This is a genomic window from Litoribaculum gwangyangense (genome assembly GCF_039543505.1).
GTDB lineage: Bacteria > Bacteroidota > Bacteroidia > Flavobacteriales > Flavobacteriaceae > Litoribaculum > Litoribaculum gwangyangense.
Window position 1 is genome coordinate 79,750 of sequence record NZ_BAABJW010000005.1, and the last position, 24,867, is coordinate 104,616.

25 protein-coding genes and 1 riboswitch are annotated in these 24,867 nt (G+C 32.5%); of the genes, 13 read left to right on the forward strand and 12 right to left on the reverse strand.

Going from position 1 to position 24,867, the window contains the following annotated elements; genetic code table 11:
- Positions 1-45 precede the first annotated feature (45 nt).
- Genes ABD963_RS14035 through ABD963_RS14045 form a run of 3 tightly spaced genes read left to right on the forward strand, consistent with a single transcriptional unit; the run spans position 46 to position 4,033 of the window.
- Positions 46-570 carry an RNA polymerase sigma factor gene (locus ABD963_RS14035; protein WP_345277870.1) on the forward strand — a complete coding sequence of 175 codons (525 nt, stop codon included), beginning with the start codon at positions 46-48 and terminating at the stop codon, positions 568-570.
- A gap of 51 nt (positions 571-621) precedes the next feature.
- The gene (locus ABD963_RS14040; protein ID WP_345277872.1) at positions 622-1,533 is read left to right on the forward strand and encodes a FecR family protein; all 912 of its coding nucleotides are present in this window, start codon (positions 622-624) and stop codon (positions 1,531-1,533) included.
- Entirely contained in the window at positions 1,517-4,033 is a 2,517-nt protein-coding gene (locus ABD963_RS14045; RefSeq protein ID WP_345277873.1) for a TonB-dependent receptor, read from the forward strand. The genes ABD963_RS14040 and ABD963_RS14045 overlap by 17 nt, the downstream gene beginning before the upstream one ends.
- On the opposite strand, the gene ABD963_RS14050 is transcribed toward ABD963_RS14045, so the two are convergent.
- The 3 genes from ABD963_RS14050 to ABD963_RS14060 form a co-directional block, all read right to left on the reverse strand.
- Positions 4,030-4,566 carry an acyl-CoA thioesterase gene (locus tag ABD963_RS14050; RefSeq protein ID WP_345277874.1) on the reverse strand — a complete coding sequence of 179 codons (537 nt, stop codon included), beginning with the start codon at positions 4,564-4,566 and terminating at the stop codon, positions 4,030-4,032. The genes ABD963_RS14045 and ABD963_RS14050 overlap by 4 nt on opposite strands.
- Before the next feature lie 10 nt (positions 4,567-4,576).
- Entirely contained in the window at positions 4,577-5,896 is a 1,320-nt protein-coding gene (locus ABD963_RS14055) for a DNA recombination protein RmuC (protein ID WP_345277876.1), read from the reverse strand.
- Positions 5,897-5,994: 98 nt separating this feature from the next.
- Positions 5,995-6,489 (reverse strand): DUF6580 family putative transport protein, encoded by a 495-nt coding sequence (locus ABD963_RS14060; protein ID WP_345277878.1) that lies wholly within the window; start codon positions 6,487-6,489, stop codon positions 5,995-5,997.
- A gap of 64 nt (positions 6,490-6,553) precedes the next feature.
- Positions 6,554-6,751: riboswitch (cobalamin riboswitch) on the forward strand.
- Positions 6,752-6,818: 67 nt separating this feature from the next.
- On the opposite strand from ABD963_RS14060, the gene ABD963_RS14065 reads away from it, so the two are divergent.
- The gene (locus ABD963_RS14065) at positions 6,819-8,690 is read left to right on the forward strand and encodes a TonB-dependent receptor plug domain-containing protein (RefSeq protein ID WP_345277880.1); all 1,872 of its coding nucleotides are present in this window, start codon (positions 6,819-6,821) and stop codon (positions 8,688-8,690) included.
- Between the two features lie 42 nt (positions 8,691-8,732).
- Here the strand turns inward: ABD963_RS14065 and ABD963_RS14070 are convergent, their stop codons facing one another.
- Positions 8,733-10,166, reverse strand: a complete 1,434-nt coding sequence (locus ABD963_RS14070; protein WP_345277882.1) for a S41 family peptidase — start codon at positions 10,164-10,166, stop codon at positions 8,733-8,735.
- 159 nt (positions 10,167-10,325) lie between these two features.
- On the opposite strand from ABD963_RS14070, the gene ABD963_RS14075 reads away from it, so the two are divergent.
- Genes ABD963_RS14075 through ABD963_RS14090 form a run of 4 tightly spaced genes read left to right on the forward strand, consistent with a single transcriptional unit; the run spans position 10,326 to position 12,476 of the window.
- Positions 10,326-10,835, forward strand: coding sequence for an RNA polymerase sigma factor (locus ABD963_RS14075; RefSeq protein ID WP_345277884.1), 510 nt, complete (start codon positions 10,326-10,328; stop codon positions 10,833-10,835).
- Positions 10,822-11,307, forward strand: coding sequence for a hypothetical protein (locus ABD963_RS14080; RefSeq protein ID WP_345277886.1), 486 nt, complete (start codon positions 10,822-10,824; stop codon positions 11,305-11,307). The genes ABD963_RS14075 and ABD963_RS14080 overlap by 14 nt, the downstream gene beginning before the upstream one ends.
- Before the next feature lie 47 nt (positions 11,308-11,354).
- Positions 11,355-11,921, forward strand: a complete 567-nt coding sequence (locus tag ABD963_RS14085) for a DUF4252 domain-containing protein (RefSeq protein WP_345277888.1) — start codon at positions 11,355-11,357, stop codon at positions 11,919-11,921.
- Positions 11,922-11,933: 12 nt separating this feature from the next.
- The gene (locus tag ABD963_RS14090) at positions 11,934-12,476 is read left to right on the forward strand and encodes a DUF4252 domain-containing protein (RefSeq protein ID WP_345277890.1); all 543 of its coding nucleotides are present in this window, start codon (positions 11,934-11,936) and stop codon (positions 12,474-12,476) included.
- 50 nt (positions 12,477-12,526) lie between these two features.
- Here the strand turns inward: ABD963_RS14090 and ABD963_RS14095 are convergent, their stop codons facing one another.
- From ABD963_RS14095 to ABD963_RS14105, 3 genes are all read right to left on the reverse strand, one after another.
- Complete coding sequence (locus ABD963_RS14095; RefSeq protein WP_345277892.1) at positions 12,527-12,724, reverse strand: hypothetical protein; 198 nt, start codon at positions 12,722-12,724, stop codon at positions 12,527-12,529.
- Between the two features lie 5 nt (positions 12,725-12,729).
- On the reverse strand, positions 12,730-14,073 hold the full coding sequence (gene purB / locus ABD963_RS14100) for an adenylosuccinate lyase (RefSeq protein ID WP_345277894.1): 1,344 nt from the start codon (positions 14,071-14,073) through the stop codon (positions 12,730-12,732).
- Positions 14,074-14,145: 72 nt separating this feature from the next.
- The gene (locus ABD963_RS14105) at positions 14,146-14,760 is read right to left on the reverse strand and encodes an adenylosuccinate lyase (protein ID WP_345277896.1); all 615 of its coding nucleotides are present in this window, start codon (positions 14,758-14,760) and stop codon (positions 14,146-14,148) included.
- Between the two features lies 1 nt (position 14,761).
- Here ABD963_RS14105 and ABD963_RS14110 point away from each other — a divergent pair, with 1 nt between their 5' ends.
- From ABD963_RS14110 to ABD963_RS14120, 3 genes are all read left to right on the forward strand, one after another.
- Complete coding sequence (locus ABD963_RS14110) at positions 14,762-15,235, forward strand: heme-binding domain-containing protein (protein ID WP_345277898.1); 474 nt, start codon at positions 14,762-14,764, stop codon at positions 15,233-15,235.
- 14 nt (positions 15,236-15,249) lie between these two features.
- Positions 15,250-16,482: a glycosyltransferase family 4 protein gene (locus ABD963_RS14115; RefSeq protein ID WP_345277900.1), complete on the forward strand. Its 1,233-nt coding sequence runs from the start codon at positions 15,250-15,252 to the stop codon at positions 16,480-16,482.
- A 73-nt stretch (positions 16,483-16,555) separates the two neighbouring features.
- Entirely contained in the window at positions 16,556-16,987 is a 432-nt protein-coding gene (locus tag ABD963_RS14120; protein ID WP_345277902.1) for a hypothetical protein, read from the forward strand.
- Here ABD963_RS14120 and ABD963_RS14125 read toward each other — a convergent pair.
- Positions 16,982-17,662, reverse strand: a complete 681-nt coding sequence (locus ABD963_RS14125) for an SIR2 family NAD-dependent protein deacylase (RefSeq protein ID WP_345277904.1) — start codon at positions 17,660-17,662, stop codon at positions 16,982-16,984. The two genes, ABD963_RS14120 and ABD963_RS14125, sit on opposite strands and share 6 nt — an antisense overlap.
- A gap of 133 nt (positions 17,663-17,795) precedes the next feature.
- Between ABD963_RS14125 and ABD963_RS14130 the strand changes: the two genes are divergently transcribed.
- Complete coding sequence (locus ABD963_RS14130) at positions 17,796-18,452, forward strand: TrmH family RNA methyltransferase (RefSeq protein WP_345277906.1); 657 nt, start codon at positions 17,796-17,798, stop codon at positions 18,450-18,452.
- Positions 18,453-18,496: 44 nt separating this feature from the next.
- Here ABD963_RS14130 and ABD963_RS14135 read toward each other — a convergent pair whose 3' ends face one another.
- From ABD963_RS14135 to ABD963_RS14150, 4 genes are all read right to left on the reverse strand, one after another.
- Complete coding sequence (locus ABD963_RS14135) at positions 18,497-19,273, reverse strand: carboxypeptidase-like regulatory domain-containing protein (protein WP_345277908.1); 777 nt, start codon at positions 19,271-19,273, stop codon at positions 18,497-18,499.
- Between the two features lie 104 nt (positions 19,274-19,377).
- Positions 19,378-21,219 carry a DEAD/DEAH box helicase gene (locus tag ABD963_RS14140; protein ID WP_345277910.1) on the reverse strand — a complete coding sequence of 614 codons (1,842 nt, stop codon included), beginning with the start codon at positions 21,217-21,219 and terminating at the stop codon, positions 19,378-19,380.
- Between the two features lie 411 nt (positions 21,220-21,630).
- The gene (locus tag ABD963_RS14145) at positions 21,631-22,212 is read right to left on the reverse strand and encodes a hypothetical protein (protein ID WP_345277912.1); all 582 of its coding nucleotides are present in this window, start codon (positions 22,210-22,212) and stop codon (positions 21,631-21,633) included.
- A gap of 185 nt (positions 22,213-22,397) precedes the next feature.
- On the reverse strand, positions 22,398-23,276 hold the full coding sequence (locus ABD963_RS14150) for a LysR family transcriptional regulator (protein ID WP_345277914.1): 879 nt from the start codon (positions 23,274-23,276) through the stop codon (positions 22,398-22,400).
- A gap of 96 nt (positions 23,277-23,372) precedes the next feature.
- Here ABD963_RS14150 and hutH point away from each other — a divergent pair, with 96 nt between their 5' ends.
- On the forward strand, positions 23,373-24,863 hold the full coding sequence (gene hutH / locus ABD963_RS14155) for a histidine ammonia-lyase (protein WP_345277916.1): 1,491 nt from the start codon (positions 23,373-23,375) through the stop codon (positions 24,861-24,863).
- The last annotated feature ends 4 nt before the right edge of the window (positions 24,864-24,867 follow it).

Consider the following 24,867-nt stretch of genomic DNA (forward strand, 5'->3'; position numbering starts at 1 on the left):
TTTTCAATAAAAATTTTACCTAACTTTAGGACATAAAATTTAAAATTGCCAAAAGAACTTAACGATAATATATGTAAAGATGCTGTTTTTGAGCGCATTTATAATAAGTACGCCCAAGACCTTCAAAACTTTTTATACTATAAATATGGAGCGCAATATAATCCTGGAGACAAGGCTCAAGATGCCTTTGTAAAGCTATGGGATAACTGTAAAAATGTAACTTTGAGCAAAGCAAAGGCGTTTTTATATACGGTAGCTAACAATTTAATGTTGAATGAAATAAAGCATCAAAAAGTAGTGCTAAAATACCATTTGGAAAACCCAAAAAGTTATACAAATGAGACCCCCGAATTTATTTTGGAGAAAGAACAGTTTTTACAACGCTACCAGAAGGTCTTACAATCGTTAAGCGAAGAACAACGCGTAGCTTTTTTATTAAATAAAGTTGAGGGCAAAAAGCACGCAGAGATTGCCGAGCTTTTGGGAGTTACCCAAAAAGTTGTAGAGTATAGGATTTACAGTGCTTTTACTATTTTGAAAAGAGAATTGGATGGCTTTAAAATAAAATAATCGGGAGATTTAAGGTTTAAGTTGTTATAAATAAAAAGTCAATTAGTATACATGGATAAAGAATACTTAATACAAAAATGGTTAAATGAAGCGCTTACTGATGATGAAAAAACGGCATTTGATAAGTTAGATGATGCAGAGTTAAACCAGTTAATCGTGGAGAATGCTAGACATTTCAAGGCATCTCATTTTGATAATTTAAAAGATTTCAACATATTTAAGAGTCAATATGAATTGTCAAAAAATAAGGTCAAGAAATTTAATAAGTTAGCTCCTTTTTTAAGAATTGCTGGTGTTTTGGTTGTCAGTTTGGGAATCTATTTTACATTTTTTGCAAACCATCATACTCATATAGAAACTTTAGCCAGTCAAAAAGCTACTATTGAGCTTCCAGACCACTCAATAGTTGAATTGAATGCCTTATCTTCAATAGAATACAACGATAAAAACTGGAAGAATAATAGAGTATTAACTTTAGATGGTGAGGCCTATTTTAAAGTTGAACAAGGGAAAACATTCGATGTTAACACTAAAATAGGTGTGGTTACCGTCGTTGGTACAGCGTTTAATGTGAAACAACGCAATAATTACTTTGAAGTTAAATGTTTTGAAGGCATCGTAAAAGTAGTTTCCGATTCTATTGAAAGGCAATTAGTGGCGGGTGATATTTTTCAAATTTTAGAGGGTAAATTTTATGAAGGAAAAGTTTTGTCAAATTCACCAAAATGGCAACAGAATATTAGTGAGTTTTATGCCATTCCAGTTAAAGAAGTTTTATCAGAATTAGAAAGACAGTACAACATAGAGGTTATTATTAAAAACATAGATGCTAACAGATTGTTCACTGGCGGGTTTCCGAATGATAATTTAGAAAATGCGCTGATTGCTATCACCCAGCCCATGAATATGACCTATGAATTGAGTTCTTCAAAACTGGTAATTATTCATGGAAGTAAGCATTAAAAAAAACATCACTTTTTTTTTAATACTTTTTGTTTTTTCTGTTGCTCAATCACAAAATACAGAAAAACAAGAACCATTGGTTTATATTCTAAACGCTATACAAAAAGCGTATGAGGTTCAATTTAATTATGCTGAAGACTCCATTGAAGGTGTATTTTTAGAACCACCTGCTGAAAATTTAAAATTAAAAGACATTCTATATTATTTAGAAACTACAACAAGCTTGACCTTTTCAATGATGGGTGATGGGATTATTTTGGTAAGTCCCAAAATTCAAAAAATGACTTTTTGTGGTTATCTGAAAGATAATGAAACCTTAAAACCCCTTGTTGGAGCAACAATCCAAACAGGGAATAATTCAACAATAACAAATGAAGATGGCTTTTTTGAGATTAAAATAGATCATATTTCTAAACCCATAACCATTCGATTTTTAGGATATAAAACCATCTTAAAGCAATTCGAGGATTTATCAACAACCAATTGCGACGATATTTTTTTAATCCCCAATGTTCAATTACTTTCCGAGATTGTCGTTTCTAATTACATCACAAATGGTATTAATAAGATTAATAATGGTTCTTATGAAATCAATTTTTCGAGATTTGAAATATTGCCAGGTTTAATCAATAATGATGTTTTGCAATCCGTTCAAGCTTTTCCTGGGATACAAAGCGTCAACGAAACGGTTTCAAATATTAATATTCGAGGAGGCGCACACGATCAAAATTTAATCCTCTGGGATGGCATTAAAATGTACCAATCTGGTCATTTTTTTGGACTTATCTCTATGTATAACCCACAGATTACCCAAAAAGTTTCCTTACGAAAAAATGGAACAGATGTTAGTTATTCAGATGGTGTTTCTGGTACAATATCAATGCAAACCAATAAAAATATTAACACCAATTTTAAGGGTGTTGCAGAAATTAATTTAACGGATTTTAGTGGATTTTTTGATGTTCCACTAAGCGATGTGTCATCGGTTCAAATTGCAGCCAGAAAATCTATAAATGATTTTTTGGAAACACCAACTTATAATGCTTTCTTTGATAGGATTTCACAAAATACCGAAATATCTTCAAATTTAGGTTCCTTAACTAATACCAATGAAGAATTCGATTTTTATGACACGTCATTAAGATGGATTTATAAATTAAGCGACAAAGATAATATCCAGCTCAATTTTATCAATGTACATAACCAATTACAATTTAATGAAAACGCTACTGTTGAAGGTGAAGAAGCGTCCAGAGAAAGTAGGTTAAATCAAAACAGTATTGCTGGAGCATTACATTATGACAGATTATGGAATGACTATTTTAAAACGGCATTAGAGATTTATGAAACGGACTATAAGTTAAAAGCGATTAATGTAAATCTTTTAGACGCACAACGTTTTTTGCAAGAAAATATAGTTTCTGAAACGAGTGTGAAACTTAAATCTAACTATAAGGTAAATGAGCTTTTACAGTTTTTGTTAGGGTATCAATTTATAGAAACCGAGGTTACCAATTTAGATGATGTTGATATTCCAAGATTTAGGAACTTAGTTTCTGAAGTTTTAAGAACCCATGGTGTATTTTCACAAATTGCTTATAGGTCTCCGGATAACATGACCAATTTGAATTTAGGGGTTCGGTATAATTACATCAGTAAATTCAATAAATCTATTTGGGAACCAAGACTCAGTTTCAATCATCAATTTTTAAATCATTTTTCACTGGATATTCAGGGTGAATTCAAGCATCAAAATACTTCTCAGGTTATCAATTTTCAAAATGATTTTCTAGGAGTTGAAAAACGCAGATGGCAGTTGTCTAATAATCGTGACATTCCGGTCATTACCAGCAAGCAAATTTCTATTGGATTGAACTATAACAACATTGGTTGGTTGTTCGGAATTGAAGGTTTTTATAAAATGGTAAATGGCATAACTACGCAAAGTCAGGGTTTCCAAAATCAATATGAATTTGTAAAGAGTAATGGGGAATATAATGTAACCGGAATTGATGTTTTAATCCGAAAACATTTCAATAAATTTAATTCATGGTTAAGTTATTCGTATATGAATAATAGGTATTTATTTAAGGATTTAGAAGATGATTTTTTTCCGAGCAATTATAATGTAATTCAAACAATCACTTTAGGAACGGCTTATAAATGGAATCATTTAAAATTGTCAGCAGGTTTGAATTGGCACTCTGGTAAACCAATAACCTTACCCGTTTTAGGGAATGAAATAGTAGATAATGAAGTCAACTTCGGCTCTACTAATGCTTCAAATTTAATAGATTATGCACGTTTGGATATCTCGGCTATCTATGATTTCAAATTGAATAAAAAAGCTAAAGCTAACTTAGGGATATCAGTTTGGAATGTATTAGATAAAGAAAACCAAATCAATAATTTTTATCGCGTAAATAATGAAAATATTATTGAAACTCAACAAAGTTCTTTAGGGATAACACCCAATGCTGTTTTCAGGGTGCATTTTTAAAGCTCAATTTTGACATTATGTTCATTTAAAGCTTCTAAATGCTCTTCTATTTTAAACTCAGACGGTTTAAATTTGGAATTCCTATTTTTAGCTTGTTCTTGTCGGGTGATGCTTCTAGCAAAACGCCTTACACTTTGTTCTGTGTTTAAAATAATTCCTGGTACTGGAACGTTATTTCCGTCTTCATCTTTCGCCACCATAGTAAAATAAGAGGAATTACAATGCTTAACTTTCCCTGTTTGTATATTTTCTGATTCCACACGAACCCCAACGACCATAGAGGTTCTACCCGTGTAATTTATGGATGCCTTTAAGGTAACTAATTCACCAACATCAATGGGATTTAAAAAATCTACTTTATTCACAGAAGCAGTAACACAATAATGACCTGAATGTTTAGAAGCACAAGCAAATGCAATTTGATCCATTAAATTTAGAATAAAACCACCATGTATTTTGCCACTAAAATTCGAATGTGATGGCAACATCAGTTGTGAAATGGTAATTTGTGAATCTTTAATTTGTTTAAACATAAAACTGATTTTATTCGTCTTCTTGAGCACGTTTTATAATAGCTTCTGGTAACGCTTTTTTAGCTTTGGCACCCATTTTTTTGAGTTTTTCAACACTGGTAATGAGGTTGCCTTTACCTTCAACCAATTTGTTCATAGCTGCAGAATAATCACTTTTTGCGGCATCAATTTTTTTACCAACACCCGTTAAATCGTTTACCAAGCCTTCAAATTTATCGTATAAAGCACCTGCTTGTCGAGCAATTTCAATAGCGTTTTGTTGTTGTTTTTCGTTGTTCCACATACTATCAATGGTACGTAAAGTGGCTAATAGGGTAGAAGGGGTTACAATTACAATATTCTTTTCGAACGCCTTGTTATATATTGAATTATCCTCATTGACTACGACGGCAAAAGCAGGTTCTATAGGAATGAACATCAGCACAAAATCTGGTGATTCTATATCATATAAATCTTGATAATTTTTTTCTGAAAGTTGGTCCACATGTTTTTTTACTGAGTTTACATGAGCTTTTAAAAACTGAGGTTTATCATCGTCATCGGCATTTACCAAGCGCTCATAATCTGTTAAAGATACTTTACTATCAATAATCATTTTTTTACCGTCCGGCAAATGCAAAACCACATCGGGTAAAACACGAGAGCCATTATCCAGAGTAAAGCTTTGTTGTACAAAATACTCTCTATCTTTCTCTAAACCAGATTTTTCCAAAACGCGTTCCAAAACCAATTCTCCCCAGTTACCTTGCATTTTACTATCGCCTTTCAGTGCGCGCGTAAGGTTGGTGGCCTCTTTGGTCATTTGCTGATTTAGGTCTTTTAAACCCAGTAATTGCTCTTTTAAAGCAGAGTGCATACTAATACTTTCCTTTTGGGTTAAATCTACTTTTTCCTCAAAGGTTTTAATTTTTTCTTGAAGCGGATTTAAAATGTTTTTGATGTTTTCTTTATTTTGCTCAGTAAATTTATTGGACTTTTCCTCCAAGATTTTATTGGCCAATAATTCAAAATCTTTACGGAGTTGTTCTTGCCGTTCTTCCAGTTCTTGGTCTCTCTTGAGATTTAACTGTTGAAGATTCTCGTATTCAGTATTTTTCCTTGTTAATTCGGAATTTAAAAACTCTTTTTCACGACGAATTTCCTCACGTTCACTTTCTATCTTATTTATGTTTTGTTTTAATTCATCAATGGTTAGTCCCATTTGGTTTTGACGTTCCTCCAAAGTGCTTTTTTCACTTTTGCCTTTAAGTTTAGTGAAATAAGTTCCTAAAATAAAACCAATGGCTGTAAAAATTAAGATTGTAAGAATAAGAATAATATTGTCGTTCATATTAATGAAACTAAAATTTAAGAACTATAAAATTACACTTTAATAAATAAAAAAAACGCTTAAAAAAGCGTTTTTTATTAACGTATTACCTATTAAGATTATGCTGTTTTTAAATATTTTTTTGACACAAACTCAAAGCCAAAATAAAGAATAGCCGAGAAAAGAAAATCTCCTATCAATGAATTCCTAAAAAACGGAATAGCCAAAGTATAACATTCCAATAGCCCATTCATGGTTTTAGGGTAGCCGATTAACCAAACACCAAAATTGGTAATAATGAAAAAGCTGATACTGGAAATTAATACACTCGTGACACTAATTTTTTTGGATTTTATTCCTATGAAACCCACTAAAATGAATGCCAAATAAACAAATATGGAAATGGTTGAAAAGCCTAAAAACAAGTCGGATAAAAACATAGCCAACAAAGGAACCGTAAAGGCGTATTTTTTATCAGTAAAATAAACTCCTGAAAAAAGAGCCATAGCCGTTATCGGAGTCATGTTGGGTAAATGGGGAAATAGACGGATTATTGCAGCAATTAAAACGAATGAAATTATAACGATTTGTTTTTTACTAAGTAAAGTAGTCATGTTATTTTTTTTATACCTCAAAAATAATACTAATAGTTGTAACATTAAAATAAAAATGATGTTTACATTTGCCAAGAATTTTGGTTTCATTTGATTTTTAAATTAAATGGATTAAAAGGGAATCTGGTTAAATTCCAGAACTGTTCCCGCAACTGTAAGCTAAAAAGCTTCATGTTACACTTCAAAGTCACTGAAGATTTTTCTTTGGGAAGACAAACATGAAGACGCAAGTCAGGAGACCTGCCATTTTCAAAAGATATAAGTTAAACTTTCGGGATAAAAGTTTGCGTATGATAATCCATGCGATTCTCGAGTAATTATTCATTAAAATGAACAAAAAAACAAGTGTGTTTGGTGTATTGTTCTCCAGCATGTCCATGTTTGGCTTTGCTCAAAAACAAACAGATTCAACAAAAGTGCAACAACTCAATGAGGTAGTTGTTACCGATTCGCGTTTTGAATTAAAACGTGAAAATTCTGGAAAAACAGTTATTAAAATATCTAAAAATGAGATTGAAAATAATCAGGGGCGAACTATTTCAGAGTTGATAAATACTAAAAGTGGTATAGAGATTAATGGAAGTAGAAGTGCCGAAGGTAATAATTTAGGCTACTATATTAGAGGTGGAAATAACAGGCAAGTTTTAATTTTAATTGACGGAATTCAGGTCAATGACCCCTCTTTAGTTTCTAATGATTTTGATTTAAGATTATTTGATTTAAATACAGTTGAATCTATTGAAATAATTAAGGGTGCTGCGAGTACATTATACGGTAATGCTGCTGCGACAGCTGTTATTAATATAACGACTAAAAAAGCATCTAAAAATTCGGTTTCTGGGAGTTTTTCTACTGTAATCGGTACCAATCAAACGCAAGATGATTTAAATTATGATGGCGCTAGTTTTACAAACAATGTATCTGTAAACGGTACTTTAGATAAATTTAATTATGTTATTAGTTTTGGAAATAGATATGTCGATGGGTTATCTGCCGCAAAATCTAATAAACCAGAAAAGGATCCATTTTCTAGGTATAATACCAATTTAAGGTTAGGTTATAATGTTTCTAATAATTTAGAAATAATAGGTTTTGCCAGTATTGATAATTTTAAAACGGATATAGATGGATTTCCACCACCAACTTTTGTTTTTGCTGATACAGAAGACATTTATTTTTCCGAGCAAACACGATTTGGACTAATACCCAAGTTTAATTATAAAAATGGAAGTTTTCAAGTTAGTGCTGCTGTTTCCAAAATTAATAGAGAAACCATCTCAAGTTTCAGCACAACGAATCAAGCAGAAAGTATAGTGGTTGATGCGTTCAATAAATATGTGATTGCTGAGAAATTTTTCACCATAATGGGTGTTAATTATGGTAAATATCAGAGTTTATTTAATACCGATGAATCCTTTAAAAATACTGACCCTTATTTAAATGTAGTTTATGTTTCAGATTTTGGATTAAATTTAAATCTAGGGGGGAGATTAAACAATCACAGTGCGTATGGTTCTCAATTTGTTTATAGCTTAAATCCATCCTATAATGTTAAAGTAAGAGAAGGCTATGCTAAAATATTTGGTTCTTATGCAACCTCTTTTATTGCGCCTAATTTGTCTCAATTATTTGGTTTTTTTGGACCTAATCCAGATTTAGAACCAGAAGAAAATACAACTTTAGAAACGGGTTTAGAGTTTAATACTAAAAATGGATTTAGAATTAATGGTGTTTATTTTAATAGAAATGAAGAAAACACCATTATATATACAACCAATTATGAGAATGCATCAGCAAACGCAGTAGTACAGGGTTTTGAATTTGAAACACAATATAACAGCATTAAAAATTTAGACTTACAAGCCAATTATACTTTTATTGAAGTTAAAGACGGTGAACGTTTGCGATTGCCAAAACACAAAGTAAATGCAAGTTTAGGGTATAATTTTTCTGAAAATACTTTTGTATCCTTGAATTACCAATTTATTGGAAGTAGAACCGATTTGGATTTTTCAACCTTTGAAAATGTGGAATTGGAGTCGTTTTCTTTGGTTGACTTATATTTCAATCATAAATTAGTTCAGAATAAAGTAAAGATTTTTACTAGTATTACTAATATTTTTAACGAAGATTATTTGGAAATATTAGGTTATACAACCAAAGGTAGAAATATCAGTTTAGGATTGAATATCAATTTGTAGAAAAAAGCCTCTTTCAGAGAGGCTTTTTTTTGAGTTTTACTTTTAATCGATTATCAAACCGCCTTTGTGCGGACTAAAATCATGACTATCTTTTATAAGTTTTAAAGGTGATAAAGGATTGTTCTTTATTTGATAAAATTTACCAGTTGAATTTTCTATATCGGCAATAGCCAAGGCTAGTAGAGGTTCATTTACATCACCTAAAATCCCGTAGTTAAGTGGCCTTTCTTGATATTCAAAACCTAAAGAAGGGACTAAACCAGTTCCGGGAACCGCCTCATCGTTTTTATTAACACCATTAGCAACTAATGGTTGCATGGCATATGTGTGATTAGGGTTAACCCCTTGTCTTGTGAAATCTGGTGAATCATAAAGTGTTCTGGATGCCTGTGTTTTTCCCGTGGTATTGGTTCCTATTTGAACAACTTCAATATAAGGAGCCAAACCATTTATTAGGCCTTCACTCGCAGAGGCACTTCTAGAGGTTGTTAACACATATATTTTATTAAGACTTAAACTATTGATGGGATTGCCATTTGGTAACTGAGTTTGAAAAGTATAACTAGCATTTTGAGACTGGAAATTTTCATTATAAATAATCTTGGTGAAAACCTGACCTGGAAATTGCCCTGTAATCATGCTGGCCAAATAGGTTTCTACATCCACACGTCCTCCTGGGTTGTATCTTAAGTCTAATACCATATGCTGAACATTGTTAGATTTAAAATTACCAAACACGGTATTTAATTCGTTTTCTGAGCCAGCAGTAAAACCATTATAAATGATATAGCCCACATTCTCACCACCAACATTGAAAATGTTAGACAAATAAACAGGGTTTTCAGTATAAATGGCTTTAGTTAAATTAATGTTTTCGCCAGTGGGTTCAATGGTGTCATCAGTATTTTCAGGTGTCCCTTTATCATCAAAAACACCTAAATTTAAAGTGTAGGAATCTTGGTTTAATAATTGAGAAAGGTTGTTTTCGTTAAGAGTATTTCCGTCTATAGCATAAAAAATATCTCCACGTTCAACACCATTTAAATCCGCGCTTGTGTTGGGAAGTACTAATCTTACAACTCCTATTAATTGTGTGGTGCTGTTAGGTGCCAAAAAGAGACTGAACTCCATACCATTTACTGCTGATGTTCCTTGAAATTGTAGCTCTAGCGCGATATAATCATCAACAATCCAACTAAATCTGTCAACGGTTTGCCTTTCATATATTAAACTTTCAAATAAATCTTCAGGAGATGGGAAAGAGTTGAGGTAATTGGCGTATTCTTCATTTGAGTTAAATCTGTCATCTTCAAGATCAGTAATTTGGGATTTATACAAATAAAAAACGTTCATGCCTTTCCAGACAAAATCACTTATTTCACTAGCAGAAACTAGGTTATCATCGTTATCCTCAAAACAACTTAATGTAGAAAAGCCGATGCACAAGACCAAGATGATGGCTTTAAAATTTTTCATAGCATATTAAATTTCAAAGTTTAGTCATTAAAACCCTAAATTTACTTACAATATTGTACAATAAAAAATAAAATAACTTTTGATGTAACAAAAAAGATTGTGTTTCGTCGTAATATCAAACAGCAATAACTAAGTTGTTTTAACTAAACCAAACCAAGAATGACTCAAGCGGAGTTTTTAAATATTGTAATGCCTTTTAAAGATAAAGTCTTTCGTTTAGCAAAACGGTTGCTGGTATCAACTGAAGAAGCTGAAGATGCAACACAAGAAGTTCTGTTGAAATTATGGAATAACAAAAAGAAGATACAGGACTACAAGAATGTCGAGGCTTTTTCTATGACAATGACCAAGAATTTTTGTTTTGATAAATTAAAATCTAAACAAGCGCAAAACTTGAAAATTGTACATAGTAATTATGAAGACGGAAACACGTCGTTACAAAAGCAAGTTGAGTTAAATGATAGTGTAAACTGGGTATCAAAAATAATAGAAGATTTACCTGAACAACAAAAAATGATTATTCAACTTAGAGATATAGAAGAATATGATTATGATGAGATTGCTAAAATGCTGGATATGAACCAAACAGCAGTTCGAGTAAACTTATCGAGAGCCAGAAAAACAATTAGAGAAAAATTAACTAATACTCATAATTATGGTATTAAATAGCATAGAAAAATTACTAGAAAAGTACGAAAACGGGGAAACATCCCTTAAAGAAGAGCAAGTGTTGAAAAACTATTTTTCCAGCGACACGGTTGCGCCACATTTAGAAATGTATAAACCCATGTTCGACTATTTTTTGGTAAACCAGCAAGAACAATTTACTAAAGACGTTCCATTAAAAACTAAAAAAGTATTTAACTATAAATGGATTTCAGTAGCTGCAGTAGCTGTTCTAATGTTAGGGATTTATTTGAAAGAACCTATAGTTAATTCTTATGAAGAATATGCTTATGGTACTTACAGTGAGCCCGAAAAGGCACTTGACGAAGTAACAAAATCATTAGCAATGATTTCAGAAAGCTTTAACAAAGGTGCTTCAACCGTTGGATATTTGGAAGAAGTTAATAAAGGAACTTCTACACTAGGGTATCTCAACGAAATTGAAAACACAAAAAATATCATTTTTAAAAATTAAACAATCAAAAAACAATGAAGAATTCTAATACATTAAAAACAAGAACAATGAAGAATAAATTAGTAGTATTGGTAATGGCCGTTATGTTATTACCTTTAGCAGGAATGGCACAAGATATTTTTGAAAAGTATAGTGATGATGCCAACGTTACTTACGTAAACATTAAACCAAAAATGTTTCAAATGATTGCCAAAATAGGTATTGATACCGATGATGCCGAAGCACAAGCTTATATGAACATGGTTAAAAGTATCACCAGTTTTAAAACGATTGTAACCGATAATAAGGCAATTGCTACAGATATATCGAAGTGGGTAAAATCTAGATCGAGTTCATTAGAAGAACTTATGGAGGTTAAGGATGATGGTACCAATGTGAATTTTTACGTAAAGGAGGGTAAAGATTCTGACCATGTGAAAGAACTTTTAATATTCGTAAACGGTATTGATAAAGTTATGAAAGAAAGCGTTGAAATCAATGGTCAACAACGTCGCATTGAAACCGTGGTGGTATCCATGACTGGAGATATCGACTTAAATGAAATATCTAAACTTACCTCTAAAATGAATATCCCAGGTGGACAACATTTAGATAAAGATAAAAAGAAAAAGTAAAAAACATCAATCATGCAACGAGCAGTCAAATACATTATTTGCACCTTTTTAGCCACAGTTTTTTTAACAAGCTGTGGCGATGGTGTAAGTTTACAACGTTATTATGTAGACAACCAAGAGTCTAAAAACTTTATTACACAAGATATACCACTTTCAATGGTCGATATTGATAAATCAACTTTTACTGAAGAGCAATTAGAAGCCTATAATTCTGTAAATAAATTAAATTTCTTAGGATATAAATCGAATGAAACTGATTTAGAGAGTTATAATTTAGAGGTTGCGAAAGTAAAAACCATTTTAAAAGACAGTAAGTACAACGATTTGATGGAATTTAGTGATAAAGGAAATAAAATATTTGTTAAATATGTAGGCGATGATGATGAAGCTGATGAGGTAATTGTTTTTGGCAGCTCCGAAGATATGGGCTTTGGTATTGTTAGAATTTTAGGTAACAATATGAATCCAGAAAAAATGATAACATTGATTGATGCTTTTCAAAAAGCAAATGTTGATGAAAATCAAATACAAGACATTATGAATTTCTTTAAGTAATTTATAGTGAATGTTAATATTGAAAAAAGCTTCCTTTTTGGAAGCTTTTGTTATTTTAATTCATCTTGTTTCTCTTGATGTTCTTTTGATTTTGAAGACATATAAAACAAGTTAAAAATAATAGCAAAAAACACTAGTGTAAGAATCGTTAAAACAACAAAATTATCCAGAATACCAAGGATTCCAAAAACAAAAAGACCCGCACCCATTATGCCCGTAGATATCAAAGATTGTTTATTATTTAGCATGAAGTTTAAATTCCTGTATAATTATTAGGAGTAATACGTTTTAATTCTTCTTTTATTGTATTTGAAATCTCTAAAGTATCAATAAAGTTTGAAATAGAATTTTGATTGATTTTTTCGTTAGTTCTAGTAAGTCCTTTTAAAGCTTCATATGGGTTTGGATAGCCTTCACGTCTTAAAATAGTTTGAATGGCCTCTGCAACAACGGCCCAATTGTTTTCTAAATCTTCTGCAAATTTTGGTTCATTCAATAGTAATTTATCAAGACCTTTTAAGGTAGATTTAAACCCAATTAAAGTATGTGCAAACGGTACACCAACGTTTCTTAAAACTGTGCTATCTGTTAAATCTCGTTGTAATCTGGAAACGGGTAATTTAGCTGAAAGGAACTCAAAAACAGCGTTAGCTATTCCTAAATTACCTTCGGAATTTTCAAAATCTATGGGGTTTACTTTGTGAGGCATTGCCGAGCTTCCAACTTCGCCCGCTTTAATTTTTTGTTTGAAATAGTCCATGGATACATAGGTCCAAATATCTCGGTCTAAATCAATAATGATGGTATTAATACGTTTTAAAGTATCAAACAAAGCAGCCATATGGTCGTAATGCTCAATTTGTGTTGTTGGAAAAGAGTGTTGTAGACCCAATTTTTCTTGAACAAATGAACTTCCAAAAGCTTTCCAATCTATACTAGGGTAAGCTACATGATGTGCATTAAAATTACCGGTGGCACCACCAAATTTAGCTGCACTTGGGATATCGTTTAATAAATTAAACTGCTCTTCCAATCGTACAACAAAGACGTCAATTTCTTTACCCAAGCGTGTTGGGGAGGCTGGTTGTCCATGGGTTCTTGCCAACATAGAAATACCTGCCCATTCCTTAGATAAAACTTTAAGTTTGTTTAAGAGAATCAAATATTCAGGCACATAAATATCATTCATGCCTTCTTTAATACTTAAGGGAATGGCAGTATTATTTATATCCTGTGACGTTAATCCAAAGTGAATAAATTCTTTGTATTGGGATAACCCTAATACATCAAATTTTTCTTTTAAAAAATATTCAACAGCTTTTACATCATGGTTGGTGACGCTTTCAATTTTTTTTATAGCCAAAGCGTCTTCTACAGAAAAATCCTTGTAAATAGCTCTTAAACCATCAAAAATGCCAGTATCAACAGATTTAAGTTGTGGTAAAGGTATTTCGCAAAGCGCGATGAAATATTCTATTTCAACTAAAACTCGGTATTTTATTAAAGCCTCTTCAGAAAAATAGCGTGCTAATTCATTAACTTTATTTCTGTAACGTCCATCAATTGGTGAGATGGCATTTAATGCAGACAATGACATATTGGAAATGGTTTTTTAAAGATGCAAAGATAGTTTTTTTAGACGGAAGACTAGGTTACGTAGTGTCGATTTTTACTTTTTATTTTTAGCTTTAATCCTTTTTAAAATATGTTTTGCCCTGGCTTTATAACCGGCACTTTGATTGTAAAAATCTTGCTCAATGATTTGAGCTAACTCTTCATGTATCCAGTAATTACAAGTCCCAAAGAGATAAAGAGTTTCCATGGTATAAACTTTAGCAGCCACCTTTTGGTCACTAATCATCCAATCAAAAGCAGCTTCAACAATTCTTTGCTGTTGTTGGTGAGTTAATAGTTTTTTTATAGGATTTGGTTTTTTTCCGCAATATGTATTGGCAATTAATTGGCACACTTTTGCAACGGGACGTACGGCAGAATCGAAATGTATTTTTTTAAGGTTTTTTGTAAATAATTCCAAATGAGGAATAATATGGTAGATGTGTTGGGTGCAAACAAACTCAAAAACCCATGCAGCACGACACGATACTTTATCATCAGCCATAAATAGAATATCTAAAAGACTAGGAAACAAACTCCTATCATCTAATACCTTATTTGCATATTTCAATCTACTTTCTCTGGAGGCATTCACATGGCTTAATTCTTCATAAAATTCTTCAACCGTCATGATATTTTTGTCTATTTTTAGGCCTCTAAAATTATTCAAAATGAAATTAATAAAAAAGATAATATTTTTCTTAGTGGGTTTGTTTGTAATCGCACAGTTTTTTGGACCAGAAAAGAACGAAGGTAGTTTAACTTCTGTTGAACCTTTTTTGGTAGAAACCAACCCACCTGAGGATGTTAAATTTATTTTGAAAGAAACCTGTTATGATTGCCACAGTGATGTTACTAGATATCCTTGGTATAATAATATTACGCCTGTAAATTATTGGTTAGCTGAGCACATAAAAGATGGTAAAAAGCATTTTAATGTGTCTAATTGGGAAGGAAGCTCCATAAAACGTAAAGACCATAAATTTGAAGAACTTATTGAAATGGTTGAGGAAAAAGAAATGCCTTTGGAGTCATACACTTGGACGCATTCTGAAGCTAATCTTACCGATGCGCAAATAAAATCTGTGGTAGATTGGGCTAAAAATGTACGTACAATGTATGCACTTGCACCAAAACCAGAGTAAATAGTAGTGAATTAGTGGCAAAGAAACTTCTTATCATTGGTTTTGTATGGCCAGAACCCAAAAGTTCTGCCGCTGGAAGTCGGATGATGCAGTTAATTAATGCCTTTATTAATGCTGGATATACTATTACTTTTGCTACGACAACTTCCAAAACCAATAATGCTTTTAATCTGGAATCCATTGGGGTTTCAGAAGTCAATATAGATCTGAATAATTCCAGTTTCGATGATTTTATAAAAGCACTCAACCCAGATATCGTGCTGTTTGACCGTTTCATGACCGAGGAACAATTTGGATGGCGTGTCGCGGAACAATGCCCAAATGCCATACGAATTTTGGATACCGAAGATTTACATGGTTTAAGAAAGGGGAGGCAGAAAGCGTTTAAGGATAATAAACCGTTTGATAGATCTTATTTATTCAACGACACTTCAATAAGGGAAATAGCAAGTATTTACAGGTGTGATTTAAGTTTGATTATTTCAGAAGCTGAAATGGAAATCCTAATAAATCAGTTTAAAGTGGACAAAAGCTTATTGCTATATCTACCTTTTATGTTGGATGAGATCTCTGAGGAAATCATTAAGAATTTGCCAAAATTTAGCCAAAGACAACATTTTATCAGTATCGGAAATTTTCTACATGAACCCAATTTTAATGCGGTTTTATATTTAAAAGAATCAATTTGGCCATTAATTAGAAAGCAATTGCCCAAAGCAGAATTACATATTTACGGAGCTTACACTTCCCAAAAAGTGAATCAGTTGCACGATGAAAGGACGGGTTTTTTAATTAAAGCATTCACTGAGGATGTTAACCTAGTCATGCGACAAGCTAAAATATGTATAGCACCATTACAATTTGGCGCGGGCCTAAAAGGTAAATTGGTAGATGCGATGCAAAACGGAACACCATGTGTTATGAGCACCATAGCATCCGAAGGAATGTTTGGAAACCTGGAATCCAACGGTTTTGTTGAAGATGATCCAAAGGAATTTGCTAATAAGGCTATCCAATTATATCAAGATGATATGCTTTGGAAAGAAAAACAACAAAATGGTTTTGTGATTATCAATAATCGATTTAAAAAGACAGAATTTGAAGCCAAATTTTTAAAAGTAATAACAGAGACAGCTAAACAACTCCACAAAATACGACTCCATAACTTCACAGGGCAAATGTTGCAATACCATGCTTTTCAAAGTACAAAATACATGTCTAAATGGATTGAGGAGAAGAACAAATAATTCTTTAAAAAAAGTTGCTTTAATTTGGGCAGCAAATTATATTAGAGCCCTAATATTTAACTCAAAAAAACCTATGAAAAAACTCTTATTAATGCTATCAGTAGCATTGCTTTCTACATCCTTAAATTTATCTGCCCAAGATTCTGAAACAAGTCAAGAACAAACAGGTACCATTTGTTTTATAAGATCTACAGGCTTTGCGGGTTCGGCTTCGGCTTTTAAAACTTTCATAGACGAAGAATTTGTTTGTAAATTGAATAACAAAAAATATTCTTTTCATGAAGTTTCAGTGGGTCTTCATAGTTGTTCTGTTCAATTTGGAGGAAAAAAATCAAAAGAAAAAGCTGAAAAATTTGAAGTGGACGTAAAACCTGGTGAAATCACTTATGTTCAACTAGTATTTGAAACGGGCGTTTTAATTAATAATGTGTATTGTGAGGAAGTAACTGAGAATACCGCGAAAAACAAAATGGAAGGTCTTAAAGAAGATACTAAATGCCTATAAATAACGAAGCATTTCTATAACTTTTTCAACTCCAACCGTAGCTTTTTCGGCAATAACTGTTAGGTTTTTTTGATTGGATATGTTCGGTTTCGGGTCAATAAAAAAAGTAGGTGTCTTTTGTGGTACGTAATGCATTAAACTCGCTGCAGGATATACTTGCATAGAGGTACCAATAATCATTAAAATATCAGCGGTTTCACAAATTGAAACCGCTTTTTCAATCATAGGCACCTCCTCACCAAACCATACAATGTGTGGGCGTAACTGGTAACCTTTTTTACATACATCGCCAAGAATAATATCCTTTTTCCATTCCACAACATCATGAGCATCAAAGGTGCTTCTAGCCTTAAATAATTCCCCATGTAAATGAACAACATGAGAACTGCCAGCACGTTCGTGTAAATCATCAATGTTTTGAGTGATTATAGTTGTTTTAAATTGGCTTTCTAAGTTAGCCAAATCATAATGCGCCATATTGGGTTTTACGGTTAAAAGTTGGCGACGACGTTGGTTGTAAAAATCCAAAACCAATTGTGGGTTAGCTCTAAACCCCTCTGGAGATGCTACTTGCATCACATCATGGCCCTCCCAAAGGCCATCTTCATCTCTAAAGGTTTTTATGCCACTTTCGGCACTCATGCCGGCGCCTGTAAGTACAACTAGGTGTTTCATTTCATAAATATAATAACTTTAGTATCATTGCGAATTACAATTTTTGTGTTCTGTGCCAATTTTAAACAGAATTTAGATAAAAAGATTATCACCTTACGTTGTACCTCGTTATGACATTTCTTAATTTTGAATTATGATAGATATCAAACTTCTTGAGCACTTAGAAACATATTTAACACCTTCCAGAAAGGAAAAATTTTCAAAGGTTTTATCACAGCGGACAAAACATTTTACAGTAGCCACAGAGGATGTTTACCAATTGCATAATACCAGCGCTGTGATACGTAGTTGTGATGTTTTTGGAATACAAGAGGTAAATATTATTGAAGAGCGTAACACCAAACGTATTGACAGGGAAATAGCTATGGGTGCCCAAAAATGGGTCGATTTAAATAGGTACCATACGGTGAAAAATTGTATAGACGATTTAAAACAAAAAGGCTATCAAATAGTAGCTACAACGCCGCATGTTAATAACTGTGAACTTCATCATTTTGATGTTACTAAAAAAGCCTGTTTTTTCTTTGGGAGGGAAACCGAGGGATTATCAGAAGACGTTTTAAACAATGCTGACTGCTTTTTAAAAATACCTATGGTTGGTTTTACTGAGAGTTTGAATATTTCAGTTTCAGCAGCCATTATTTTACAATATGTTACTACTAAATTGAGACAAACAGATATAGATTGGCATTTATCACAAAACGAAATAAATTGCAAACGTTTAGATTGGTGCAAGAAAACTATAAAAAGTTATGATGAAATTGTAGAGCGATTTTATCAGCCTGAATAGTTAAACAAAAGGATATACAGTTCTATTATTCTTTTAATTAATATTTATAATCGCTTGCTTCTGCCCCTGCTCAAAAGCTTGTATTCCTCATAGCATTCGCTAATGGCATCCAATATTTGTAAATCGTTTGCTGATTGTATAAAACCTTTTGAGTAGTTACATTGATTTACTATTTCGTCCAAATCAACGCGATCCACTTGCAATAAAACGGTAAGCATTTCTCTATCAAAACGTGAAGCTAAAAGATTTCTAATCTCATCATCTTCCTTCATCTTTTTTAGTTTACGCAATTCGTTGGGTTTTTTTCCAAACATGCGGTGAAGAAAATCAGCAGGATTAAATATGGAACCTATAACCTTAGTTAAGCCAGAGGTTTTTCCAGCCTCATAACCTTTACTTGGTAAGCCAGAAATACTGTAACGGTAATTATCGTTAGGTGCAGGAACTTGCTTAATATCTACCTCTAAATAGCCCGTTAGTTTTAATTGATTTACTACTACTTCCTCTAAAGCCAAAGCCAATTCAGTTAATTCTATTTTAGAACTTCCAAACTTTAACCAGTCATTAGTTACCCTAACTTTTATAGATTTAAATCCTAAATAAGAAAAGTGAAGCGTGTCATTTACTTTCGCTGAAATGGCAAATTCACCCTTACTATTGGTAGTGGTTCCAATAACTTGATTAAGGTTAACTATATTAACGCTTTCCAAAGGGGTGTCATCCGAAGAATTTACAACAACCCCCAAAACCTTATCAGCCTCTTGTGTTAACCCAAAAGCAGATACAAATAGCAATATAAAAAGAAGTAGGCTATTCTTCATGTAGTTTCTTTATCAACGCTAATTTTGTTATAAAAGTACTAAACAAAACATCAAAAGACGAATTGTCAGTTTTATTTTGACTTAAAATTAACAAAAAAGTTTAACTATCTTCTTGATCGCCTGGCTACAGTGGGTCTTGAACCTGAATCAGAATGTCTTGATCTATCAGAGTTTGAATCGCCTCCAGAACGTCTTGGTTTAGAATTTCCTTCACTTCGACGTCTATCACCTCTATTACCTGAATCTAATTTTCTATCATCACGTCTTCCTCCACCACGTTTATCGTCACGTCTTCCACCACTTCTTTTTCCGTCGCGTCTTCCACCGCCACCACGGTTTTGGGATTCTTCAACATTTACAAAACGACCTTCATATTTGAAGTCGGTAAAATGCGCCAATACTTTCTCTTTCAGTTCGTTCTCCGTATTGAAAAATGAGAAACTCTCTTTAGTTTCCACTTTAAAAATATCATCTCTACCAAGCTCTAACTGCTCTTTTAAGAAATCCTTAAGCTTCATCCAATCAAAACCGTCTTTGCTACCAACATTTATAAAATATCGTGTAGAATCTGATTTTCCACGACTGTAATCGCGTCCACTTTCTTCTCTATCATTTGAGCTTTCAGAAACATTTAAGTTTTTAGATTTTTGATAGTAGTTGAAGAATCTTGTAAACTCAACCGAGAAGAATTTTTTAATCAATTCATCTTTCGAAGTATCTTCAAATAAGGCGTTAATACTAGTTAAATACTTATCAATTTCGTGATTAATTTCCGTGTTATGGATTTTATTAGCGAGCGACATGAGCTGCACTTCGCAGATTTCCATACCATCTGGAATGTCTTTTTTCTGGAATTGCTGTTTTATGATGCGTTCAATACTTTTAATTTTTCGAACCTCACTTTTTGAAACAATAACCATAGAAATACCTGTTTTTCCAGCACGACCTGTGCGACCTGAACGGTGTGTATAGGTTTCAATTTCGTCTGGTAATTGGTAATTTATTACGTGTGTAATATCATCCACATCAATACCTCTTGCAGCAACATCGGTGGCTACCAACATTTGTATTTGTTGGTTTCTAAAAGATTTCATTACCAAATCCCTTTGGTTTTGACTCAAATCCCCATGTAAAGCACCAGCACTATAGCCATCTTCAATAAGATTTTCGGCTACCTTTTGAGTATCCCGTTTCGTTCTACAGAAAATCACTGAAAATATATCAGGATTTGCATCAGCCAAACGTTTTAAAGCATCATAACGATCTCTAGAATTTACTAAATAATATTCGTGAGAGACATTGCTGGTACTTTCATTTTTATTTCCAACAGTAATTTCCTGCGGATTTTCCATGAATTTTTTAGCAATAACCGATACCTCTTTTGGCATAGTAGCACTAAACAACCAGGTGCATTTATCTTCTGGAGTGTTCGATAAAATATCGGTAATATCCTCATAAAACCCCATATTTAACATTTCATCAGCTTCATCTAAAACAGCATATTCAATTTTTGAAATATCAACTAAACGTCTGCTAATCATGTCTTTAATTCTTCCAGGAGTGGCTACTATAATTTGAGCACCTTTTTTAACATCTCTAGCTTGGTCTGTAATGCTAGAGCCACCGTAAACGGCCACCACATTAAGTCCTTTACAATATTTTCCATACAATTTCATTTCGTTGGTAATTTGTAAACATAGTTCTCTGGTTGGCGATAAAATTAAACCTTGAGTGGTTCTGCTATCAATATTAATTTTTTGTAGCATGGGGAAGCCAAAAGCGGCTGTTTTTCCAGTTCCTGTTTGTGCTAACGCCACCAAATCGGTTTCGTTGTTCAATAAAATAGGGATGGCTTTGTCTTGTACTTCGCTTGGTTTTGTAAAACCTAAATCGGTAATGGCGTGTAATAAGTCTTCATTAAGACCTAAATCTTGGAATGTGTTCATTCTTTTGTTAAATGTATGCGATTTGTTATGCGGTGTTACATAAGAAGCGAATCGACATACTTAAACCTAACCTTCTAGTAACACATCCTCACCCTGAGGAATCTAAACCCAATATTTTTTTGGGTTTCAAGCGGCAAAGATACACTAATATTTCGGATAAATGTTTTTTGGCTTATCATTTATGTTTTGACGATTATTAGGGCGTTTTAATTCGCTTTTACTTCTAAATTTTTTATAAAAAATAAGCAAAAAAGGATTTTGTAAAGGCCGTTCAATGGTTGAAGTACATATCAAAAAAATTAATAGGTCTAATTAGTTATTTTTTCTTTTAAATGGGTGTGTTTAGGGATCAGTCGATACGAAGTCTATCGTGAAGTATTACATACTAGTGCTGTAGTATTGAGGTTTTATTTACTTATGCTTTTTTATATAAATTTTATTATCGTCTAATAATCTTGAGTAAGATTCTAAAAGAGTCTGCTCACCATCAATCACATCTGCCAACAAATGGTAGAATTTTATTTTTCCTTCATCATTTCTTTCGTTAAGATTATCATAAACAAAATCTGCTAAACGTTTTATTTTATCAGAGAGAATATCAGTTTGAGATTCAATATCCAATAATTGAGAAATAATTTGAAATTCTAAAAGTTCAGCCTTGTTTGAAATAAAAAATCTTAGACTCACATTTTTTATGGATGCAACTTGAAAACCTCCTGAACTTGTTATTAGTTCGCTAAGTGTATACTCATTGCTACCAATGTGATTGTCAATTATTTCATAAAGTTTTATATGTCTGTTCAATACACTATCTACCTCTGTTTGACTTAATTTAATTTCATTTTCTATAGCCAATAGTGTCTTTTCGATATACTTCTGGTTGTCTACATTTTCCTTATAATTACTTATCGAAACGGCAATTAATATACCAATTGCAACAATTACAATTTCCTGTAAAATGTATATGATTTTCTTTTTCTTTTTCTTTTCCATTTAACGGCATATTTTTATGGACAACTACTTGATAATAAAATCATTTTAATGCTTTACAAGCGATGTTAAACGAAGATATATGAAATTTTTTTCAAAGTCAAATTCCAACTAAAACTAAAAACACGATAGGTAATTTTCCCTAGTCATGAGATAATTTAAAAACTCAAATTATTTAGACAATTAGATTACAATAATGGAATGAATTTATCTAATATAGGATTTCTATTGTCTTTATTCCAAATAGCATAAAGTGTGGTTCTCTGCTTTATTTTGTGTAATTCTATAAATTTTAAATTTGAATTGTTTTCGTTTATTAATGATTTTGGAACAATAGAAACACCAAAGTTATTTTCAACCAATTTATATATAGAACCTGCGTGAATAGTATTGTGAGATATAATGGGTGTAAAGCCATGATCATCAAAAATGGTCATAACTTTTTCATAGTAGGAGGCACTATATTCAGGGTCAAACAAGATAAAATGTTCGTCTTTAAGTTGTGTTAGTTTTTTATAATTTGAGGCATCAATAGAATGATTTTTTGGCAACACCAAACAAAACGGTTCTTTCAATATGGGAAGGCTACTTAAACCTCTCGGGATTCGTTCCAGCCTAACAAATCCAATATCTATTTCTTGAGAAAGTAGCCCTTCAATTTGTTTGTTGTTATCCATTTCTTTTAAACTGAATAATATATTCGGATGGTCTTTAGTGAATTTTAGTAGCAAGTTTGGAATAATTTTTTGCATGGCAGAACCAACGTATCCAAAGTTTAATTTGCCATCATTCCCGTCTTCCAACAATTTCGCGTGATTTATAATGGCCTCTAGATTCTTAAGGGTTTTTGATAATTCTTCCTTTAAATACAAACCAGTATGCGTCAATTTCACTTGCCTGTTATGTCTATCAAAAAGTTTCAAACCCAGAGAATCTTCTAATTCTTTAATCTGCCTGCTCAATCCAGGTTGTGAAATAAAAAGTTTTTCAGCCGCTTTTCTAAAGTGTAATTCATTGGCAACCGCTAAAAAATATTTGAGATGCCGAAGCTCTAATTGATAACTCATAATTATTAATTATTAAAATTAATAGTCTTATTAAGCATCAAATTTATCGATAATTTTGTATTAATTAAATTAAAAATCACATAATTCTTTTTAGAAATGTTCGCATACGGCATTGATAAACTTACAGCTGATAAAACAATGGCTATTGCTCAAGGGAACTTAAAAGCAATACTTTCAGATTATGCCATAAACAAGATTAATGACTGTAGACATAAAGTTGAGGTTATGGCAAACTCAAAAAAGGCTGTTTATGGCATCAATACAGGCTTTGGACCGCTGTGCGACGTTAAAATTTCGCCAGAAGAAACCAGTTTACTTCAAAAAAACCTATTAATTACCCATGCTGTTGGTGTTGGAAATCCTATTGATAAAGAATTATCAAAAATTATGTTGATTTGTAAAGTTCACGCATTAGGCCGTGGATTTTCGGGAATTCGATTAGAGGTTATAGAGCGTATTATTTATTTTATTGAAAACGATTTATTACCCGTAGTTCCAGAACAAGGTTCGGTAGGTGCTTCGGGAGATTTAGCACCGTTATCGCATTTGTTTTTGCCATTAATTGGTGAAGGCGAATTTTGGATTGCCAACGAGATTGTTCCGGCCATGCAAGTTTTAAAAGCTCATAATTTAGAGCCTATCGAATTGGCTGCTAAAGAAGGTTTGGCCTTAATAAATGGTACACAATTTATTTTAGCCCATGCCATTATTGGGTTACGAAAAATGGAATATCTGCTAGATTTAGCCGATGTTGCTGGTGCCATGAGTTTAGAGGGCTACCAAGGAAGCGAATCGCCTTTTAAAGAATTACTGCATAGTATTCGTCCATTTCAAGGCAATTTAGTGGTTGCAGAACGTATGCGTATGTTGTTTAAAAATTCTAATAATATTAAATCACATGAAAATTGCGAGCGTGTTCAAGATCCATATTCTATGCGTTGTATTCCGCAAGTTCATGGTGCTTCAAGAAACGCTTATTATCACTTAAATGATTTAGCAGAAATTGAAATGAACTCGGTTACTGATAACCCGATTGTTTTAAGTGAAACCGAAGCTATTTCTGGTGGTAATTTTCATGGTCAACCCCTAGCGATGGTATTAGATTATGCAGCTTTAGCATCATCTGAATTAGGAAATATTTCAGACAGACGTTGTTATTTGTTGCTAGAAGGTAAATTTGGATTACCACGTTTACTCACTGCTAGTGGTGGTTTAAATTCTGGATTTATGATTCCGCAATACACCACAGCGGCTTTGGTTACCGAAAACAAATCTTTATGTTTTCCTGCTTCAGCCGATAGTATTCCAACCTCATTAGGGCAAGAAGACCATGTGTCTATGGGAAGTATTTCTGGTCGTAAATTCAACCAAATCCTAGGAAATATCGAAAAAATATTAGCCATAGAACTCATGTATGCGGCTCAGGCAATGGAATTTAGAAGACCTAACACATTTTCGGAAATATTAGAGAAAAACTTCAGTATTATTAGAAGTAAAGTACCGAAATTGGAAGAAGATCGTATTCTTAAAGATGATATTAATGCGATGATAAATTTAGTTAGAAATAGAGCATTCATTGTAAAATAGAAAG

Coding starts and splice junctions, on each gene's coding strand:
- ABD963_RS14045 (WP_345277873.1), top strand. CDS start 1,517: ATGGAAGTAAGCATTAAAAAAAACATCACTTTTTTTTTAATACTTTTT.
- ABD963_RS14095 (WP_345277892.1), bottom strand. CDS start 12,724: ATGCTAAATAATAAACAATCTTTGATATCTACGGGCATAATGGGTGCG.
- ABD963_RS14080 (WP_345277886.1), top strand. CDS start 10,822: ATGGTATTAAATAGCATAGAAAAATTACTAGAAAAGTACGAAAACGGG.
- ABD963_RS14145 (WP_345277912.1), bottom strand. CDS start 22,212: ATGGAAAAGAAAAAGAAAAAGAAAATCATATACATTTTACAGGAAATT.
- ABD963_RS14140 (WP_345277910.1), bottom strand. CDS start 21,219: ATGAACACATTCCAAGATTTAGGTCTTAATGAAGACTTATTACACGCC.
- hutH (WP_345277916.1), top strand. CDS start 23,373: ATGTTCGCATACGGCATTGATAAACTTACAGCTGATAAAACAATGGCT.
- ABD963_RS14055 (WP_345277876.1), bottom strand. CDS start 5,896: ATGAACGACAATATTATTCTTATTCTTACAATCTTAATTTTTACAGCC.
- ABD963_RS14090 (WP_345277890.1), top strand. CDS start 11,934: ATGCAACGAGCAGTCAAATACATTATTTGCACCTTTTTAGCCACAGTT.
- ABD963_RS14060 (WP_345277878.1), bottom strand. CDS start 6,489: ATGACTACTTTACTTAGTAAAAAACAAATCGTTATAATTTCATTCGTT.
- ABD963_RS14130 (WP_345277906.1), top strand. CDS start 17,796: ATGATAGATATCAAACTTCTTGAGCACTTAGAAACATATTTAACACCT.
- ABD963_RS14040 (WP_345277872.1), top strand. CDS start 622: ATGGATAAAGAATACTTAATACAAAAATGGTTAAATGAAGCGCTTACT.
- ABD963_RS14085 (WP_345277888.1), top strand. CDS start 11,355: ATGAAGAATAAATTAGTAGTATTGGTAATGGCCGTTATGTTATTACCT.
- ABD963_RS14150 (WP_345277914.1), bottom strand. CDS start 23,276: ATGAGTTATCAATTAGAGCTTCGGCATCTCAAATATTTTTTAGCGGTT.
- purB (WP_345277894.1), bottom strand. CDS start 14,073: ATGTCATTGTCTGCATTAAATGCCATCTCACCAATTGATGGACGTTAC.
- ABD963_RS14070 (WP_345277882.1), bottom strand. CDS start 10,166: ATGAAAAATTTTAAAGCCATCATCTTGGTCTTGTGCATCGGCTTTTCT.
- ABD963_RS14065 (WP_345277880.1), top strand. CDS start 6,819: ATGAACAAAAAAACAAGTGTGTTTGGTGTATTGTTCTCCAGCATGTCC.
- ABD963_RS14120 (WP_345277902.1), top strand. CDS start 16,556: ATGAAAAAACTCTTATTAATGCTATCAGTAGCATTGCTTTCTACATCC.
- ABD963_RS14125 (WP_345277904.1), bottom strand. CDS start 17,662: ATGAAACACCTAGTTGTACTTACAGGCGCCGGCATGAGTGCCGAAAGT.
- ABD963_RS14135 (WP_345277908.1), bottom strand. CDS start 19,273: ATGAAGAATAGCCTACTTCTTTTTATATTGCTATTTGTATCTGCTTTT.
- ABD963_RS14110 (WP_345277898.1), top strand. CDS start 14,762: ATGAAATTAATAAAAAAGATAATATTTTTCTTAGTGGGTTTGTTTGTA.
- ABD963_RS14050 (WP_345277874.1), bottom strand. CDS start 4,566: ATGTTTAAACAAATTAAAGATTCACAAATTACCATTTCACAACTGATG.
- ABD963_RS14075 (WP_345277884.1), top strand. CDS start 10,326: ATGACTCAAGCGGAGTTTTTAAATATTGTAATGCCTTTTAAAGATAAA.